1 protein-coding gene is annotated in these 1337 nt (G+C 70.2%); it reads right to left on the reverse strand.

The window, feature by feature from the left end; genetic code table 11:
• Nucleotides 1-1232: malonate decarboxylase subunit alpha (locus tag AC27IQ_RS24695; protein WP_487091174.1), on the reverse strand; the 1232-nt coding region annotated here is incomplete at its 3' end.
• Nucleotides 1233-1337: the final 105 nt, after the last annotated feature.

The following is a 1337-nucleotide window of genomic DNA, read 5'->3' on the forward strand; positions in this document are numbered from 1 at the left end:
GCCCGCGCCTGCGCGCCGGCCTTGAGCCATGCGGGGCTGGCATGGCGCCGACCGCGCGCATCGGCCCCCATGTTGGGCGCGCCGCCGAAGCCCGCGATGCGCCCCAGGGTGGCGGTGGAGCTGTTGCCGTCCAGGTCGATCTGCAGGGTGGAGCCGATGAACAGGTCGCAGGCATAGTGCCCAGCGGCCTGGCAGAAGGCGCGGTTGCTGCGCAGGCTGCCGTCCGGCCCGGTGAAGAACACGTCCGAGCGCGCGCGGATGTAGTCCTCCATGCCCAGCTCGGAGCCGAAGGAGTGCACCGATTCCACCCAGCCCGCCTCGATGGCCGGGATCAGCGCCGGGTGCGGGTTGAGCGCCCAGTGCCGGGCGATCTTGCCCTTGAGGCCCAGCGACTCGCCGTAAGTGGGCAGCAGCAGTTCGATGGCGGCGGTGTCAAAGCCGATGCCGTGGTTCAGGCGCTGCACGCCGTACTCGCCGTAGATGCCCTTGATCGCCATCATGGCCATGAGCACCTGGATCTCGCTGATCTGCGCCGGATCGCGCGTGAACAGCGGCTCGATGAAGTGCGGGCGCGGGGCCTGCACGACGAAGCTCACCCAGCCGGCCGGGATGTCCACGCGCGGCAGCGTGGTGGTGCGGCCGTCCACCATCTCGTTGACCTGCGCGATCACGATGCCGCCCGAGAAGGCCGTGGCCTCCACGATGGCGGGCGTGTCCTCGGTGTTGGGGCCGGTGTAGAGGTTTCCCTCGGCATCGGCCGCCTGCGCGGCGATCAGCGCGACCTGCGGCGTCAGGTCGATGAAGTAGCGCGCGAACAGCTCCAGGTAGGTGTGGATGGCGCCGATCTCGATGCGCCCGGCCGACACCAGCCGCGCGATGCGCGCGCTCTGCGGGCCCGAGAAGCTGAAATCGAGCCGCGAGGCGATGCCGTTCTCGAACACGTCCAGGTGCTGCGGCAGCGCCAGCACCGACTGCACCATGTGCAGGTGGTGCACGCGCGCCGGATCGACCTGCACCAGCGCATCGGCCAGGAAGTCGGCCTGCTTCTGGTTGTTGCCTTCGAGGCAGACGCGGTCGCCGGGCTCCAGCACGGCTTCGAGGAGCGTGCCGATGGCGGCGGCATCGACCCGTTTGCCGGCCAGCGGCATGCCGTGCGCAGCCAGCGCGCGGTCGGCCCGCGCGAGCCGGGCGGCGCGGCGGTCCGCGCGGGTGTTCCAGTCTCTGGGGTTCATGGGAGTTTGTGGTGGGTTGGAAGATTGGACGGCAGGGGCTGGCGGTCGGTCAGAGCACGACGAACAGCAGCCACACCACCACGGGTGCGATCAGTGTGACAGCGG

It is taken from the genome of Acidovorax sp. KPB24-07 (assembly GCF_057543315.1).